The following is a 16,171-nucleotide window of genomic DNA, read 5'->3' as shown; positions in this document are numbered from 1 at the left end:
TGCATCCCATCCCGAGAAGGCGCTTGCGCGGCCCCGTTTAGATCGTAAACAAGTTCTTAGACCAGGGCCTGGCAGACGGCGCTCACGCGCCGGTAGAGAATTTCGCCGGTGTAGAGGCCAAGCACGTCTTCGCGCTTGCAGCGCTGGGACAGGCTGCCCCGGCCTGGCCCGCTCAGAGTGACGACCGTTTCATAGCTGGCCGCAGCCTGGCTACCGTCAGCGTTCAGGCTGATGGCGATCTTGTCAACTTTGAAGACTGCACGCAGGTTGGCAGCCATGAGGCTTTGAGCCCCCTCGCGCTGCAGGGCACAGATTTCCTTGCGTCCACCCTGCACCACCAAGGCTGGCGAGACCGAGTGGTCCACCACCTTGAAACTCACGTCGCGTGCCGCCAGAGCGCATTGCGCTTCGTAGTCGTTCCGGTTGCCCAGCTCCATAGCGTGACGCAGCAGCTTGTCGACCACTGGCTCGGTGAGCCTGCCGCCGGCGCTGACCTTGTTAGGAGCGGGCTGCGCCTTTGCGACCGCAGGAGCGGGGGCCTGCATACAGGGCCGGTCAGAGTAGGTGATGCGTCCCGTCTCATCGGCGCATTTCTGCGGGCTGGCCAGCGCGTGGGGCGTGGCCAAAATCGCGCCAGCCAGCAACGCAACGCGACGTAGGTACCTGTGCATGCTGGCTAGGCGCGAAGCTTTAGCGGAACTTGGCTTGTGGCACAACCTTCAGGTCGCCGTCCACCGACGACAGGTAGTTGGCTAATTGCTTCAGCTCAACATTGGTGTACTGCTTGGCCATGCCGGACATGATGGCATTGCCGCGGCCAACCTTGGGGTTGTTTTCTGTCTTATAGGCCTTGAGCGCCACGAACAGGTAGTCAGCGTGCTGACCACCAATCTTGGGATAGGCCGGATCAATCGGTTTGCTGAAGTTGGCGCCATGGCAAGACGCGCAGTTGGCCTTGTTCAACAGGGCCTGGACTTCCGCGCTTGGTTCTTTGGCCGGCTTGGCCGGCAGCTCTGCGGCGCCGGCAACCACACCGTCAGCACTGTAGTGCGCGGCGAGGTCGGCGATGTCCTGGTCGGTCAGCGAATCGGCAATGGCGCGCATGGTGGGATGTTTGCGGTCGCCTTTTTTGTATTCTTTGAGCGCGGCGACGATGTATTTGGCGCCCTGGCCTGAAATCATCGGGACCTTGTAGACCTCGGGGAAAGAGGCCTGGTAGCCCTTGATGCCGTGGCAACCGATGCACATGGCATTCTTGGTTTCGCCGGCTTTGGCATCGCCCTTGATCTCCTGGGCAAGGCTTGCAACCGTCACGCAAGAGACAGTTACGGCGAATATCGTGGTGAACAGCTTATTCATTTTGCGCGCACAATCAGGTGGGAATTCATCGTATAAAACAACCTTGGATTATATCTGGGCCTGCCGAGACCGGGCACCCCTTGCCGGCAACCCGCGCAAACGCCCTTTCAATTTTCACCTCCTCCCCCCAAGAACATGAAATTTCTAGGTTCCAAGAACTACGTCGCCACCCAGGATCTGATGCTGGCCGTGAATGCCGCCGCCGCCCTGAAAAAGCCGCTGCTCGTGAAGGGTGAGCCGGGCACCGGCAAGACCATGCTGGCCGAGGAAGTGGCCGAGGCGCTCAATCTGCCGCTGTTGCAATGGCACATCAAGTCCACCACCAAGGCGCAGCAGGGCCTGTACGAATACGACGCGGTGTCGCGGCTGCGCGACTCGCAGTTGTCGACCGTGGACGGCGGCATAGACGGGCGATCAAGGGTCAACGACATCCACAACTACATCGTCAAGGGCGTTCTGTGGCAGGCTTTCACCTCGGAAACACCGGTCGCGCTGCTGATCGACGAGATCGACAAGGCCGACATCGAGTTCCCGAACGACCTGCTGCGCGAAATTGACCGCATGGAGTTCTATGTGTATGAAACGCGTGAGCTCATTAAGGCCAAGCACCGGCCGCTGGTGTTCATCACCTCCAACAATGAAAAGGAACTGCCCGACGCGTTTTTGCGCCGCTGCTTCTTCCACTACATCAAGTTCCCCGATGCCGACACCATGAAGCAGATCGTGGACGTGCACTTCCCCGACCTGAAGAAAGAGTTGCTGACCGCAGCCATGAAGACGTTTTACGACGTACGCAACCTGCCTGGCCTGAAGAAAAAGCCGTCGACCTCCGAGTTGCTGGACTGGCTCAAACTGCTGGTCGCCGAAGACATTCCGCTGGACGCCCTGCAAAGCAAGGACGACAAGGTCGCTGTGCCGCCGCTCGTGGGCGCGCTGCTCAAGAACGAGCAGGACGTGACCCTGTTCGAGAAACTGGTTTTCATGCAGCGCAACAATCGCTGAACGCAGGGCTAGGGTCTATTAACACTATGTTTGCAAATGCGAATGGGGCGAGAAAGCCGCCAATCAAGACGCGTGACGACGCCCAGACTCCCGTCTGGGCTAGGAGCGCAACGCCGAGTGGCGGCTTTCTCGCCCCATTCCCTCCGGGTTGCGATCAAAAAGGCCCTGCGCGGCGTTGCAAAGCCTTGACGGAGTTCACCCCGCCTGCGTTTTGCGCCTTGCCCAAGGCCTTTTTGACTCGCAACGCATCTTGCAAACATAGTATTAATAGGCCCTAACATGAGTCAAAAATCCATGCTGATCGAAGGCCTGTCGGACGCGGTCGGCTTTGTCGGCGGCGCGCTTCTCGGTTTTTGGGCCGGCCACCTGTTCGGCTTCGATATTTTTGAAGCCGGCTACGGCAACGGCGCCATCGCCGGCATTGTGCTGGTAGGCCTGGGAGGCGGCTTGGGCCTGCAAGTGGCCAGGCGCTGGAGGAACCGGCAAAAAACCGAGGGGGAAAAGTGAGCATGGCGTTTGTCGAACCCGTGACCCTGGAAGCGCGAGGCGTACGCCTCGTACCGCTGGCGCTGTCGCACGAAGCAGGCCTGAAGGCCGCAGCAGCCGACGGCGAACTCTGGAAGCTGCGCATCACCTCCGTGCCCGAGCCCCAGGAAACCCGCGGCTATATTGAAACTGCGCTGGCCACCGCCAACCGCTTCGCTTTTGCCGTAACCGACGCGGCCACCGGCGAGGTGCTCGGCTCCACCAGTTACCACGACATCGTGCCCAACCTCAAGCGCGTCGAGATTGGCTACACCTGGTACGCCGCGCGCTGTCAGCGCACCCACGTCAACACCACCTGCAAATTGCTGATGCTCACGCATTCGTTTGAAACCCTGGGCTGCAATATCGTGGGGTGGCGCACCGACAACTTCAACCACGCCTCCCAGCGCGCCATCGAGCGATTGGGCGCGCGCAAGGACGGCGTTTTGCGCGGCCACGCCCTGCGCCGCGACGGCACGATACGCGACACCGTGATGTACAGCCTCGCAGCCGGCGAATGGCCTGAAGTCAAGGCGCAATTGCTTTATCTTCTGGATAAGCCAAGAGCCTGAGGCGCGCGCCAAGGAGTTTCCATGCTGATCGATTTCTTCTACACCCTGCGTTCGGCCAAGTTACCGGTCTCCGTCAAGGAATACCTGATGCTGCTCGAGGCGCTACAGGTCGGCGTCGTCGGCCCAAACAGCGACAAACTCGACGCCCATGACGGCGAAGGCGCCTGGAAGATCGATGACTTCTATTACCTCAGCCGCACGGTGCTGGTGAAAGACGAGAAAAACTACGACAAGTTCGACCGCGCCTTTTCTGCCTACTTCAAGGGCGTGGAGATGCTGGCTGACTTCACCAAAGACATCCCGCTCGAGTGGTTGCGCAAAAACCTCGAACTCGAACTCAGCCCCGAGGAAAAAGCCAAGATCGAAAAAATGGGCTGGGACGAGCTCATGGAAACGCTCAAAAAACGTTTTGAAGAACAGAAGGAACGCCACGAAGGCGGCAGCAAATGGATAGGCACCGGCGGCACCTCGCCCTTTGGCGCCAACGGCTTCAACCCGCAAGGCATACGCATTGGCCAGGAAAAAAGCCGCAACAAGAGCGCAGTGAAAGTCTGGGACCAGCGCGCCTACAAGGACTACGACGACACGCAAGAGCTGGGCACACGCAACATCAAGGTCGCACTGCGGCGCCTGCGCAAGTTCGCGCGCCAGGGCAATGTCGAAGAGCTGGATCTGGACGACACCATACGTTCCACTGCGGCCAACGCCGGCTGGCTGGACATCAAGATGGTGCCCGAGCGCCATAACAACGTGAAGGTGCTGCTGCTGATGGACGTGGGCGGCACCATGGACGAGCACATCCACCGCGTCGAGGAAATGTTCTCGGCCGTCAAAGCCGAGTTCAAGCACCTGGAGTTTTATTACTTCCACAACTGCGTCTATGACTTCATGTGGAAGAACAACCGCCGCCGCTTCAGCGAGAAGTTCCCGACCTGGGACATCATCCGCAAGTACAACAAGGATTACAAACTCATCTTCGTCGGCGACGCGACCATGAGCCCTTACGAAATCCTGCAGCCCGGCGGCAGCGTGGAATACAACAACGAAGAAGCCGGCGCCGAATGGATGCAGCGCCTGACCAACGCATTTCCCAAGTTCGCCTGGATCAACCCCGAGCCGCAGGGTGTCTGGCAATACCGCCAGAGCATCAGCGTGATCCAGCAACTGGTGAATCAGCGCATGTACCCCCTGACCATCAAGGGCCTTGAAGAGGCCATGCGAATGCTCTCGAAGTAGCGTTCGCCTCCTACGCCTGAGCGCTGGGGCGCTCAAGTAAACTGCCTTCGTGACCCATCCAAGTACCCATTGCGCACGGACGGCCACTCCGGCAGGATTGCCTACAAATGCCGGCTTCATCCCTGCTTTCGCCCTCTTTGCGATGCTCCTCGCGCCGCTGGCCGCCGCGCAGACAGCCGCGCCCATGAGCAGCACAACCACGCCACCCTCCGACGTGACGCAGACCGCCCCCGCCCCGCCGCCTCCACCCCAAAAGGTCACGCCCGAACCCACCCCGCAAGGCGCCACAGGCCCCACCAGCGCCGAACCCGAAGTCACCGCCTTCGACATTGCCGTGCGCGCGCCGGGGGCCGTCAAGGAACTGCTCGAAAGACACCTTGAGTTGCAGCGCTACCGCGCAGTGACCGACCTGGACGAGGCGGAACTGGCGCGCCTGATCGTGCTGGCCGAGCGCAATGTGCGCAACCTGGTGGGCACGCTGGGCTACTTCAGCCCGACCATCACCATCACACGCGAAGGCGGTACTGCCGTGGGGTCGGGTCAGCGGCCGACCATTGTGGTGGCGGTGGAGCCGGGCCAGGCCACCACGGTCGGGCCGGTAGCCATCGACTTTGCAGGCGATATAGCCGAATCGCCCGATCCGGACGCGCAGGCCCAGCGCGCGGAAATCCAGCGCGACTGGCGTCTGCCCACGGGTCAACGCTTTACGCAGGACGCCTGGGATGGCGCCAAGACACAGGCCTTGCGCGACCTGGTTGCCCGCCGCTACCCGGCCGGCAAGCTGGCGGGCAGCCTGGCCGATGTGGACGCGCCAGAGCACAGCGTAGCCCTGAGCCTCAAGCTCGACTCCGGCCCTCTCTACCGCCTGGGCTCCATGCAGGTCACAGGTGTCGAGCGCTACGACCCGGTGCTGGTGCCGCGCCTGGCACGCCTCAATGCCGGCGCCGTGTACGACCAGAGGCAGCTGACCGAAGCGCAGCAGCGGTTGGCCTCCAGCGGTTATTTCGATTCGGCTTATATCTTTGTCGATCCCGAAAGCGACCCTCGGGCAGCACCCGTCCAGGTACAGGTGCGCGAAGCCAAACTGCAGAAGGTCATTCTGGGCGTGGGCGTTACCACCGACAGCGGGCCGCGTGCCTCGATTGAGCACACACACCTGCGTGTGCCGGGCACCAATTGGCGCGCCGTCACCAAACTGCAACTCGAAAAAAAATCCCCTTTCGCCCAGACCGAGTGGACATCGATTCCCGATGAGGCCAGCTGGCGCTGGGTGGCACTGGCGCGCAGCGAACGTGTCGACGACGACGAGCTCGTCACCCGCTCCGGGCGCCTGCGCTTTGGCCGCACGCAGGCCGGCGAACGCATAGACCGCAACATCTATTTGCAATACGACAGGGCGAGCGTAAGCGGCAGCGGCCAGATCAACAGCTCCGCCGCCGACATCGGCGACGGCTCGGCCCTCACGGCCAACTACGTCTGGACCGGGCGTTACTTCGACAGTCTGCCTTTCCCAAACAAGGGCTACGGCCTGGGCTTTGAACTCGGCGCCGGCAGCACCATGGGGTCGCAGCACCTGCCTCTCGCCCGTGCCGTGGGCCGTTGGCTCGGCATTGTGCCGCTGGAGCGGGGTCGCATTGCCATGCGCGCCGAGGGCGGCGCCGTGCTGGCAAAAGACTCAGCGCGCATTCCCGGTGCCCTGCTGTTCCGCACCGGTGGCGACACCACGGTGCGCGGCTACGGCTACCGCGACATCGGTATCAAACTGGACAACGGCGTGACTGGGCCGGGTCGCTACATGGCCGTGGGCAGCGTGGAATACCAGCGCCCCATGCTGCGCGACGGCCGGCCCAGCGAATGGGAGAACACTTTCTTCATCGACGCGGGCGCCGTGGCCGACAACCCCAAAGACATGAAACCCTCCGTCGGTGTCGGTACCGGCGTGCGCTGGAAAAGCCCTATCGGGCCGCTGCAGATTGACCTGGCCTATGGTGTGAAAGTCAAACAGCTGCGCCTGCACGTCAGCGTGGGATTTGTTTTCTGATGAACGCGCCTGATACCCCCGTCACGCCCGTTGCCGTACCCAAACCGGCACGCCCGCCACGTCGTTGGCTGCGCGCCATTGCATGGGCCGCCTGCAGCGTGGTGGTGCTGGCCATAGCCGCCACGACAGGCGCCTGGTGGTGGGCCGGCACCGACGGCTCGCTGGCCACCGCGCTGGCCTGGATAGCCCGAACCCAGCCACTCAGCGCCGAACGCGTCACGGGTTCGCTGCGCGAAGGCGGCCATATTGACCAGTTGATGTGGCAGCAGGACGGCCTGCGCGTGGATGTCAGAGATGTCACCCTGGCCTGGCAGCCCTGGTCCTTGCTGCACGGCACGCTGGAGGTCAACCGGCTGGCCGCGGCCAGCGTGCAGGTGAACGACCAGCGCCCGCCTTCAACAACGCCGTCGGTGCCGCCCTCAGCGCTGGGCTTGCCGCTGCCGGTGGTGCTTGACGGGTTTTCAATCGGGCAGTTTCAATGGACGGGCGGCGCGGCGTTTTCAGCCTCCACCATCACGGGCAACTATGCGTTCAAGGGCATAGACCACCAGCTGGAATTGCTCAGCGCGCAGGTAGCACACGGCCGCTATAACGGGCGCGCGACCTTGTCGTCACGCAGCCCCTTAAAGCTTGATGCCAGTCTGGCGGGTGCGCTGGACACACAAATTCCCGGCACCAAAGCGCCCGTGCCGCTGGCTTTCAAAGCCACGGCTCGCGGCCCCCTTACCGAACTACTGGTGAAGGCCGAGTTGCAAATGAGCGCTCAGCCTTCCAACACATCACCCCGCAAAACCCAGCGGCAACCACAGGCAATTGCAACAGCACGCGTGATGCCCTGGGCCCCACAACCCCTGCCGCAGGCTGATGCGAATTTTCGCGACCTGGATGTAGCGGCCTTCTGGCCCGAAGGACCACAAACCTTGCTGACGGGCAGCGCCAACGTGCGGCCAACACCTTCTGCAAGTTCACCGGCAAGCGCTTCATCGACGTCCGCCTGGCAGCTGCAACTGCAACTGGCCAATTCCCTGCCCGGCCCCTGGGACCAGCACAAGCTGCCGCTGGATCGGCTGGAAACACAAGGCGAATGGCGCAGCGGCATGGCCATGGTGCGCACACTCAAGGCCCAGTTGGGCGGCGGCGAGCTGCTGGCCAGCGGCGAGTGGGCTGATGCGCCCGCCACATCCCCTGCAACATCCGCCTGGAAGCTGCAAGCGACGCTCCAACACGTCAACCCGGCTCTCTTGCACAGTCAGCTGGCGCCGCTGCCGCTGGACGGCAAAGCCGGCATCCGCAGCCAGGGCGCGGCCATAGACTTCGACGCGAACTTGCAGGCAGCACGCAGCGACGCTAGCGCCCGGAGCAATCCGCTGGGCCAGTTGCGCCTGCGCGATGCCAGCGCCACCGGCAGCTGGAATGCCGAACAGGCCGGCGGCACGCTGGCGTTGTCGGCCCTGCAGATACGCACCGACGACGCCGAGCTGGCAGGCCAGCTTGAGGCCCAGCCCAATGCCAAAGGCGGCAAGGGGAAACTCACACTGACAGCACCCGGACTGGACGCGCAACTGCAAGGGGAACTGCGGCAAACCAGCGGCAAAGGCGACGTGAGCCTGCGCAGCCGCGACATGGCGCAAGCCCTGCGCTGGCTGCAAAAATTCCCGGGCCTGCCCGCAGCATTGAAGAGCGCATCGGCGAGTGGCAACGCTGAGCTGCAAGCCAGCTGGCAAGGTGGTTGGCAGGACCCGGCATTGCAGGCACGGCTGGACCTGCCTTCGCTTGACTGGCGTATAGCGGCACCCGCACCCGCACCTGCGCCCACGCCGGCCACGGCCAGCGCAGCAGGCACCGCAGCACCCGCCACCGCAGAAGTGCTGAAAATCCGCGCCTCCCAGGCAACGCTTTCCGGCCGCTTGAGCCAGGCACAGCTGACCACGCAAGGCCGCATGGAAGCAGGCCAGCGCCGCTACACCCTGCAGCTGGCAGCAGAAGGCGGGCGGCTCAACACCGGTACCGTGCTGAACGCCCCGCTCGTTGAATCCGCATGGCAAGGCCTGGTCAAGCAGCTCAGCGTGAGCGTGGAAGACCCCACACTGGGCAAGGGTGCCTGGCAGCTCAAGACCCGCAGCACCGTGCCGCTCAAGTGGACGCCTGCGCGCAATGGTGGCCTGTTTGAAAGCGGCGCGGGAGAAGCCCTTCTGGTCGCGCCGCCTTCGGGCGCATCCACCAGTGCGCCTTCGCAGGCCACGCTGGCGTGGCAGCCGGTTCGCTGGCGGCCGGGCCGTGAGATCATCACCGCCGGCAAGCTCAGCGGCCTGCCGCTGGCCTGGATAGAACTGTTGGCCGGCCCGCAAATGGCGGGCGCAGGCCTGGGCGGCACCCTGCTGCTGGATGGCGACTGGGACGCCACGCTGGGTGACACGCTGCGCCTGAAAGCCAGCCTCGCACGCAGCAGCGGCGACATCACCGTGCAAGCCGAAACCGTGCAAGGCGTGTCGGCGCACGTGGCAGCCGGCGTCAAGGAAGCGCGCCTCTCGCTGGTCAGCGAAGGCGAAGCGCTCACGCTGGCCTTGCGCTGGGACAGCGAACGCGCGGGCACGGCAGACGGCCAACTCCGCACACGGCTGGCCCGCGCGCCAGCCACGGCCGGCGGTGGCTGGCTCTGGCCGGCCAATGCACCGCTGGCCGGCCAGCTGCGTGCGCAGCTACCGCGCATCGGTGTGTGGTCGGTGCTGGCGCCGCCGGGCTGGCGGCTGCGCGGCTCGCTGGGTGCTGACGTCGCCATCAGCGGTACCCGCGACGCGCCACAACTGGCCGGAGACCTGCAGGCCAATGACCTGGCGCTGCGCTCGGTGGTGGACGGCATCGAGTTCGGCAACGGCCGCTTGCGCGCCAAACTCGACGGCACACGCATGCGCATCACCGAATTCACGCTGCAGGGCGCGGGCGACAAAGGCACAGGCGGCGTCATCAACGCCCAAGGCGAAGCCGGCTGGGTGGAAGGCAAGCCGCAGGTGCAGCTCACGGCCAGGCTCGAACGCCTGCGCGCCAGCATACGTACCGACCGGCAACTGACGGTCTCGGGCGAGGTGCAAGCCGGCCTCAAGGGACAACAGACTGAACTCACCGGCAAGCTGGTGATCGACCAGGCCCGCATCATCCTGCCCGACGAAGGTACGCCGCAACTCGGCGACGACGTGGTGGTGCGCACCACCCGCGGCGCGGCGGCCGGCCAAAAGGCGCCAGCGCAGACCAGCGACGAAATCGCCGACCGCGACGCTCGCCCCGTCAAACTGGCAGTGGAGCTCGACCTGGGCCGCGACTTCCGCATCCAGGGCAAGGGCATAGACACGCGCGTGCGCGGCACACTGGCCCTGAGCGGTGAAACGCTGCGCGAGCCCCGCCTCAACGGCACCATCAACACGGCAGGCGGCCAGTACCGCGCCTACGGCCAGCGCCTCGATGTAGAGCAAGGCATGCTGCGCTTTACCGGCGCCATCGACAACCCCTCGCTCGACATCCTGGCGATTCGCCCCAACCTCACGCAGCGCGTGGGCGTGCAAATTACCGGCACTGCCCTGCTGCCGCGCGTGCGCCTGTACGCGCAGCCCGAGCTGCCCGACGCCGAAAAACTCTCGTGGCTGGTGGTGGGCCGCTCGTCGGCTTCGGGTGGCGCCGAAGCCGCGCTGCTGCAGCAGGCCGCCCTGGCCCTGCTGGGCAGCAAGGGCGGCGGCATGTCGGGCGGTCTGGCTGCCTCGCTGGGACTGGACGAGCTTTCCTACCGCGGCGCATCAAGCAATACCGACGGCAGCACCACTGAAAGCGCCGTCACCCTGGGCAAACGCTTTTCGCGCAATTTCTATGCCGCCTATGAGCGGACCGTGACTGGCGCCTTGGGCACGCTCTACGTGTTCTACGATCTCTCGCAGCGCTTCACGGTGCGCGCCCAGGCCGGCCAGCAAAGTGCGGTGGATTTGATCTTCACGGTGCCTTACGACTGAAGCGCCGGCGCGTATGCAGAAGCGGCGTTCGTCACCGAATACAATTGCAGCATCTCCAAGAGAAGTGCCGCCATAGTTCAATGGATAGAACGAGTGCCTCCTAAGCGCTAGATACAGGTTCGATTCCTGTTGGTGGTACCAGACTCATTACAGCTCCAGGGCATCCACCGCATCTCGGGGTGCCCCGGGAGGCGTTGGTTTCCCGCCCTGCCTTGTCGAGCCGCTCTTAGAACACTAAAAAATGTCCGGTGAGTTTCAACATATCCTGCTGCTGGATACCAAGAAAAACCGGCTGAACGCCGGCCCTAAGGCACGGCTGGACACGGCGCATTTCCTGCGGCAGAGCGGTTTTTCCATTCAGAACATCCCGGGCAGCCGATCCAAATACTGGCGCCGGTTGATCGCGTTTTTCCTGTCATATGCCAGGCTGCGGTTCCAGAAGACTGATGTGCTGTGGTGCCAGTTTCCGCCCGAGTTGCCGACTCGCGCAGTGCTGGAAAAAGCCCGGCGGAAAAACATCCCCACCGTCGCATTCATTCACGACCTGGAAGGGCTCCGAATGGACCCACCCCGTCTTGATCTCGTTGAAAAGGAAGCCAACGAGCTCAGGCAGTTCACGCACATTCTGAGTCTGAATGACACCGTCAGCGAACTCCTCAGGCGCTACGGGCTGGAGCCTGCCGCTACCCTGAACTGTTGGGATTATTTTTGTCCGGAACCGGAAGCCGGTGCCGTTGACGCTCCTGCGCCCGATCTGCAGACCTTTCATAAACGGCTGGTGTATGCAGGTAACCTGTCCGCCGGCAAATCGGGTTTTATCTACCGGCTGGGTGAACTCACCGGCCTGGACTTCGAGCTTTACGGCGCCGGCCTGGACACCGGCTTCGGCGTCCAGGAAAACATACAGTACCGGGGCACCTTTTCTCCGGACTACCCGCCGTTCCAGGCTAACGGGGCCTTCGGCCTGGTCTGGGATGGGGCCACGCTTGATGGATGTTCGGGTGACTACGGGGCCTACCTGAAATTCAACACACCTCACAAGGCTTCTCTGTACCTCAGCCAGGGTCTGCCGGTGGTGGTGTGGCGACAGGCCTGCATCGCGCCGCTGATAGACGCCCATGGCGCAGGTATTCTGGTCTCGTCGCTTCATGAGCTGGAAGAGGTGTTCGCTGGCCTGAACCAGGCCGACTACAAAAGACTGGGCAAGGGTGCGGAGAAACTGGGCCGGAAAATCCGGGCTGGCCACTTCATCAAAACTGCCGCCGCCCAGGTTCAGACGGCATTCGGCTGAGCAGCTTCCCTCTACGCGACGGTGCGGTAGACATACACCTGAGCTCGGCATTGGTTTGCTATATTTTTAATAGCTGCTTGCGCCCGACCACAAAGGCTCCAAGAGGTTTTTCTCATACATTCGGTGAAATTCCTCAACACCGGGACCAGCGGGAGCTCAGCTGCGCCAGAGGTCCTGCATGGTACGGCGAAAACGCTCACCCGGCCGGTCCACTCCCGGCGCGACGGCCTTGTCTTCTCCGATGACGGCCACACCAGCCACATACACCTCGGTAAAAGCGACGTTTGGGCTCGAAAACACCAGCGCATCGAGCCGGTGATCAGCCGGCACACCCAGCAACGCGGGTGAATCGGGATCCAGCATCACGAAGTCCGCCCGATGCCCGGGCGCCAGACCGCCTTGTATCTGACCTGTGGCCGGGAAACCGCCCGCCAGTGCGGCTTCGAACAAGCCGGCCGCGCTGCTCTCCTGGCCCAGGATGCGTGCGGCGATGTTGCGCTGGCGCAGGGTGAGGCGCTGTGAATATTCGAGCAGGCGCAGCTCTTCGGGCCAGCAGCGGGTGATATGGCTGTCTGAGCCTATGGACCACTTGCCGCCTGCGGCCGCGTAGGCCGGCAAATCAAACACACCGTCGCCCAGATTTGCTTCAGTTGCGGGGCAAATCACGATGGAGGCGCCTGTGCCCTGCACGCCCTGCAGCTCGGCCGGCGTGGCATGGGTGGCGTGCACCAGGTTCCAGCGGGCATCGACGTCAGCGTTGTTGAGTAGCCATTCAATCGGGCGCTGGCCCGTGTGTTCTATGCAGTCATCGACTTCCTGCGTCTGCTCGGCGATATGGATGTGCACCGGGAGACCCGCTGCTTTGGCCGCGCCTGTGAGTTCATTCAGTGCAGTCGGGCTGGCCGCACGCAAGGAATGCACGGCCACACCTGCGTTGATGCGCGCATCGCCCTTTGTCTGGCGCTGAATATCTTCGACCATGCGCATCACGCTCTCTGGCGTGGACGAAAACCGGCGCTGGTCTTCACGCAGGCCAATGGCCTTGAACCCCGAGCGCATGTAGAGCGTAGGCAGCAAGGTGAGGCCAATACCCGTGCGCTGCGCGGCGCGCACCAACGCCAGCGACATTTCTACCGGGTTGGCATAGGGCGCGCCGCTGATGTCGTTGTGCAGGTAATGGAAGTCACAGACCTGGGTATAGCCGCCGGCCAGCAGCTCGGCATAGAGGTGGCTTGCAATCGCTTCGAGCTGTTCGGGCGTGATGCGGTTGGCCGCGGTATACATGCGGTCGCGCCAGCTCCAGAAATCGTCGGATGCATGGGCGCCGGCACTGCGGCGCTCCGTCAGGCCCGCCATCGCGCGCTGAAAGGCATGGCTGTGCGCATTGACCAAACCAGGCAGGATCGGGCCAGGCAGACGCGTGGCGCCTTCTTGCTGCTGCGCCGTGGCCCCCGGCTCCACACTTTGCCAGGTGCCGTTGCCGGCGACCGTCAACAGTACATCTTTGGACCACGCACCCCGCACCCAGGCTTGGGCAGAAAAAAATCGCTTTACTTCACTTTTCATAGCAGCTCGTGCATGCCAGCAGCGCACTGGAGACCATTTTCTCTAACAAAGGCTGAACCTGAGAGGCCAGTGTTTCGTCATAGGCATAGGGCGGCGTTTCCTGCATGTAGAGGCTCTGGCACATCTCCAGCTGAATCGCATGCACATCGCCAGCGGGCTGGCCGTAGTGGCGCGTGATGTAGCCGCCCTTGAAGCGGCCGTTTGTGGCGGTGGTGATGTGGGGCGCGTTGGCGCAGGCCTGCACCACAGCGACGGTGATCGCTTCACGTGCGCTGGCCCCGCTGGCCGTGCCGATGTTGAGGTCAGGCAGCTTGCCTTCAAACAACCAGGGAATTTGTGAACGGATGCTGTGCGCGTCCCACAGCAGCGCAAAGCCATGCTGCGCCCTAAGCCGGACGAGCTCATCGGCCAGCGCCGAGTGGTAAGGCTGCCAATAAGCTTCGCGGCGCCGCGCGCGTTCTTCGGGGGCGGGCTCGTAACCTGGTTTGTAGAGCGGCGCACCGCTGAAAAAGCGTGTCGGGCACAGCTCGGTGTTCGACGCGCCCGGGTACATGGGCGCATCGTCGGGCGGACGGTTCAGGTCAATCACGTAACGCGAATAACGCGGCCGCAACACGCTGGCGCCCAGCGCAGGCAGAAAGTTGTAGAGCAGGTGCAGGTGCCAGTCGGTATCTTCAACCCGGAGGGCTTCGTCGGTGTAGCCACCCTTCAGTTCAGCCGGGATCTCGGTGCCGATGTGCGGCATGCTGACCAGCAACGGCACGGTGCCTCTGTGCAAGGAAAAAACTTCACTCATGTGATCTGGCCCTTGAAAACAGTCTGAAGGCGCGGGTTCGCGCCAAAGGCATAGCTCAGCTCCGCCGGCCGCTCCACGCTCCACAACACAAAATCAGCCCGCATGCCGGCCGCCAGCACGCCCCGGTCGCGCAGGCCCAGCGCTGCCGCCGCATGGCGCGTGACGCCGGCCAGCGCTTCTTCAGGCGTCAGGCGAAACAGCGTGCAGGCCATGTTGAGCATCAGCAGCAAGGAGGTGCACGGCGAGCTGCCCGGGTTGCAGTCAGTAGAGATCGCCATCGGCACACCGTGTTCGCGCAGCAAGGCCATGGGCGGCAATCTGGTTTCACGCAAAAAGTAAAACGCGCCGGGCAGCAACACCGCCACAGAGCCGGCGGCGGCCATCGCCTGCGCGCCCTCGGCTGACAACCATTCGAGATGGTCACAGCTGAGCGCACCGTAGCGCGCCGCCAGCTGCGCACCGCCGCTGTCGCTGAGCTGCTCGGCATGCAGCTTGACCGGAATGCCCAAGGTCTTGGCTGCAGCGAAAACACGCTCGGTCTGCGCAATACCGAAAGCAATGCGTTCGCAAAAGGCATCAACGGCATCAACCAGGCCTGCGGCGTGCAGTACGGGCAACATTTCCAGCACGGCATCGACATACGCGTCGGTGCGGCCAGCAAATTCGGCCGGCACGGCGTGCGCACCCAAGAAGGTGGTGCGAATGTCGACCGCGTAGGTTTGCCCCAGCGCGCGTGCCACCGACAGCGTCTTGCGTTCATGCTCCAGCGCCAGGCCATAGCCGGACTTGATCTCCAGTGTGGTCACGCCTTCGGCAATCAAGCGCTGCAGCCTGGCCGCACTCTGCGTCTGCAATTCCTGCACAGTGGCAGAGCGTGTCGCCTTCACGGTAGAGGCGATGCCGCCGCCGGCGCGGGCAATTTCTTCGTAGGTCGCGCCGTTCAAGCGCAACTCAAATTCGTGCGCGCGGTCACCGCCATAAACAAGATGTGTGTGGCAATCGATCAGGCCGGGAGTGATCAATGCACCACCTGCGTCGTGCTGCGCTGTGCAGCGAGCAAGAAGGTCCGCCGGCGCATCGGCACGCGGGCCAACCCAGGCGATGGATTCGCCTTCCACCACCAGCGCGGCATCTTCGACCAATCCATAAGGTTGCTCGGCACCGGCTTGCAGCGTGGCTGCGCGGCAGTTGGACCAGAGTTGCAGGCTCATGCGGGTATCTCCATCCAGAGGGCTTGCTCTGCGGCGATGCGCACCGCCGCACTGCCCGTCACCGTGCGCCAGGCCAGGCTGGCGGGCTCCAGCTGCAGAACTTCTTCATCAAATAGCACTGTAGCGCTTGATCCGTATGCATATACAGCTATCGTTTTGATAGCGTTCAGGGCTTCTGCGAACCGTCCTTCCACACGGACCATGCGGGAAGGCTTGCTGCCCCGGCGCACCATCAGGTTGAAATCGCGCGTCTTGCCATCAATCAGTTCGCAGCCGGTTTCCGAAGCACCATCAAAAAATAGCGGCGCATCGTCAGAAGTTACGCGGTAAGGCACACCCGACACGTCCAGCTGCACACCCGCGCCTTCAAGCACCGCGAACCAGCGCTCGATGCCGTCGAATTTCGAAAAGGGTCCGCTCTTGTCGACATCGGCCACCGACATGCGCCAGGACCAGTCACCCGCATCGGGCCACGTGGCCAGCTCGCGCGTGACGCCGCCGCCATTACGCCACGGCGTCGCGGGAATGTCGGCCAGCCGCACAACATTCCAGCCGGAGTAGTCCGCCGAGGTCATGG

The 16,171-nt window shown here is 63.3% G+C and carries 13 protein-coding genes and 1 tRNA gene; 8 read left to right on the top strand and 6 right to left on the bottom strand.

Annotated features, from left to right (window positions below; genetic code table 11):
* Positions 1-56: 56 nt before the first annotated feature.
* Positions 57-671, bottom strand: a complete 615-nt coding sequence (locus AC1DYR_RS18470) for a hypothetical protein (protein WP_477706382.1) — start codon at positions 669-671, stop codon at positions 57-59.
* Positions 672-690: 19 nt separating this feature from the next.
* Positions 691-1,359 (bottom strand): c-type cytochrome, encoded by a 669-nt coding sequence (locus AC1DYR_RS18465; RefSeq protein WP_477706381.1) that lies wholly within the window; start codon positions 1,357-1,359, stop codon positions 691-693.
* Between the two features lie 135 nt (positions 1,360-1,494).
* Between AC1DYR_RS18465 and AC1DYR_RS18460 the strand changes: the two genes are divergently transcribed.
* The 8 genes from AC1DYR_RS18460 (at position 1,495) to AC1DYR_RS18425 (ending at position 12,021) form a co-directional block, all read left to right on the top strand.
* Positions 1,495-2,361 carry an AAA family ATPase gene (locus AC1DYR_RS18460; RefSeq protein WP_477706380.1) on the top strand — a complete coding sequence of 289 codons (867 nt, stop codon included), beginning with the start codon at positions 1,495-1,497 and terminating at the stop codon, positions 2,359-2,361.
* Positions 2,362-2,640: 279 nt separating this feature from the next.
* Positions 2,641-2,868: a hypothetical protein gene (locus AC1DYR_RS18455; protein WP_477706379.1), complete on the top strand. Its 228-nt coding sequence runs from the start codon at positions 2,641-2,643 to the stop codon at positions 2,866-2,868.
* A gap of 2 nt (positions 2,869-2,870) precedes the next feature.
* Complete coding sequence (locus tag AC1DYR_RS18450; protein WP_477706378.1) at positions 2,871-3,458, top strand: GNAT family N-acetyltransferase; 588 nt, start codon at positions 2,871-2,873, stop codon at positions 3,456-3,458.
* 21 nt (positions 3,459-3,479) lie between these two features.
* Complete coding sequence (locus AC1DYR_RS18445) at positions 3,480-4,694, top strand: vWA domain-containing protein (protein ID WP_477651220.1); 1,215 nt, start codon at positions 3,480-3,482, stop codon at positions 4,692-4,694.
* Between the two features lie 184 nt (positions 4,695-4,878).
* On the top strand, positions 4,879-6,735 hold the full coding sequence (locus AC1DYR_RS18440; protein WP_477706377.1) for an autotransporter assembly complex protein TamA: 1,857 nt from the start codon (positions 4,879-4,881) through the stop codon (positions 6,733-6,735).
* Positions 6,735-10,730 carry a translocation/assembly module TamB domain-containing protein gene (locus tag AC1DYR_RS18435; protein WP_477706376.1) on the top strand — a complete coding sequence of 1,332 codons (3,996 nt, stop codon included), beginning with the start codon at positions 6,735-6,737 and terminating at the stop codon, positions 10,728-10,730. The genes AC1DYR_RS18440 and AC1DYR_RS18435 overlap by 1 nt, the downstream gene beginning before the upstream one ends.
* A gap of 66 nt (positions 10,731-10,796) precedes the next feature.
* Positions 10,797-10,871: transfer RNA gene (locus AC1DYR_RS18430), tRNA-Arg, on the top strand.
* Between the two features lie 100 nt (positions 10,872-10,971).
* Entirely contained in the window at positions 10,972-12,021 is a 1,050-nt protein-coding gene (locus AC1DYR_RS18425) for a glycosyltransferase (protein ID WP_477706375.1), read from the top strand.
* A gap of 156 nt (positions 12,022-12,177) precedes the next feature.
* Here AC1DYR_RS18425 and AC1DYR_RS18420 read toward each other — a convergent pair whose 3' ends face one another.
* The 4 genes from AC1DYR_RS18420 to AC1DYR_RS18405 are packed head-to-tail and all read right to left on the bottom strand — an operon-like array spanning position 12,178 to position 16,169.
* Complete coding sequence (locus tag AC1DYR_RS18420; RefSeq protein WP_477706374.1) at positions 12,178-13,587, bottom strand: formimidoylglutamate deiminase; 1,410 nt, start codon at positions 13,585-13,587, stop codon at positions 12,178-12,180.
* Complete coding sequence (hutG, locus tag AC1DYR_RS18415; RefSeq protein WP_477706373.1) at positions 13,577-14,383, bottom strand: N-formylglutamate deformylase; 807 nt, start codon at positions 14,381-14,383, stop codon at positions 13,577-13,579. Before hutG ends, AC1DYR_RS18420 begins: the two co-directional genes overlap by 11 nt.
* Positions 14,380-15,594 carry an imidazolonepropionase gene (hutI, locus tag AC1DYR_RS18410; RefSeq protein ID WP_477706372.1) on the bottom strand — a complete coding sequence of 405 codons (1,215 nt, stop codon included), beginning with the start codon at positions 15,592-15,594 and terminating at the stop codon, positions 14,380-14,382. The genes hutG and hutI overlap by 4 nt, the downstream gene beginning before the upstream one ends.
* Positions 15,591-16,169 (bottom strand): HutD/Ves family protein, encoded by a 579-nt coding sequence (locus AC1DYR_RS18405; RefSeq protein ID WP_477706371.1) that lies wholly within the window; start codon positions 16,167-16,169, stop codon positions 15,591-15,593. The genes hutI and AC1DYR_RS18405 overlap by 4 nt, the downstream gene beginning before the upstream one ends.
* Positions 16,170-16,171: the final 2 nt, after the last annotated feature.

The organism is Polaromonas sp. P1_F9, assembly GCF_056405615.1.
This window is presented reverse-complemented; position numbering and strand designations above follow the sequence as displayed.

Excerpts from the sequence above, each read along its gene's own strand:
- AC1DYR_RS18470 (WP_477706382.1), bottom strand. The coding sequence starts at position 671 with ATGCACAGGTACCTACGTCGCGTTGCGTTGCTGGCTGGCGCGATTTTG.
- AC1DYR_RS18465 (WP_477706381.1), bottom strand. The coding sequence starts at position 1,359 with ATGAATAAGCTGTTCACCACGATATTCGCCGTAACTGTCTCTTGCGTG.
- AC1DYR_RS18460 (WP_477706380.1), top strand. The coding sequence starts at position 1,495 with ATGAAATTTCTAGGTTCCAAGAACTACGTCGCCACCCAGGATCTGATG.
- AC1DYR_RS18455 (WP_477706379.1), top strand. The coding sequence starts at position 2,641 with ATGAGTCAAAAATCCATGCTGATCGAAGGCCTGTCGGACGCGGTCGGC.
- AC1DYR_RS18450 (WP_477706378.1), top strand. The coding sequence starts at position 2,871 with ATGGCGTTTGTCGAACCCGTGACCCTGGAAGCGCGAGGCGTACGCCTC.
- AC1DYR_RS18445 (WP_477651220.1), top strand. The coding sequence starts at position 3,480 with ATGCTGATCGATTTCTTCTACACCCTGCGTTCGGCCAAGTTACCGGTC.
- AC1DYR_RS18440 (WP_477706377.1), top strand. The coding sequence starts at position 4,879 with ATGAGCAGCACAACCACGCCACCCTCCGACGTGACGCAGACCGCCCCC.
- AC1DYR_RS18435 (WP_477706376.1), top strand. The coding sequence starts at position 6,735 with ATGAACGCGCCTGATACCCCCGTCACGCCCGTTGCCGTACCCAAACCG.
- AC1DYR_RS18425 (WP_477706375.1), top strand. The coding sequence starts at position 10,972 with ATGTCCGGTGAGTTTCAACATATCCTGCTGCTGGATACCAAGAAAAAC.
- AC1DYR_RS18420 (WP_477706374.1), bottom strand. The coding sequence starts at position 13,587 with ATGAAAAGTGAAGTAAAGCGATTTTTTTCTGCCCAAGCCTGGGTGCGG.
- hutG (WP_477706373.1), bottom strand. The coding sequence starts at position 14,383 with ATGAGTGAAGTTTTTTCCTTGCACAGAGGCACCGTGCCGTTGCTGGTC.
- hutI (WP_477706372.1), bottom strand. The coding sequence starts at position 15,594 with ATGAGCCTGCAACTCTGGTCCAACTGCCGCGCAGCCACGCTGCAAGCC.
- AC1DYR_RS18405 (WP_477706371.1), bottom strand. The coding sequence starts at position 16,169 with ATGACCTCGGCGGACTACTCCGGCTGGAATGTTGTGCGGCTGGCCGAC.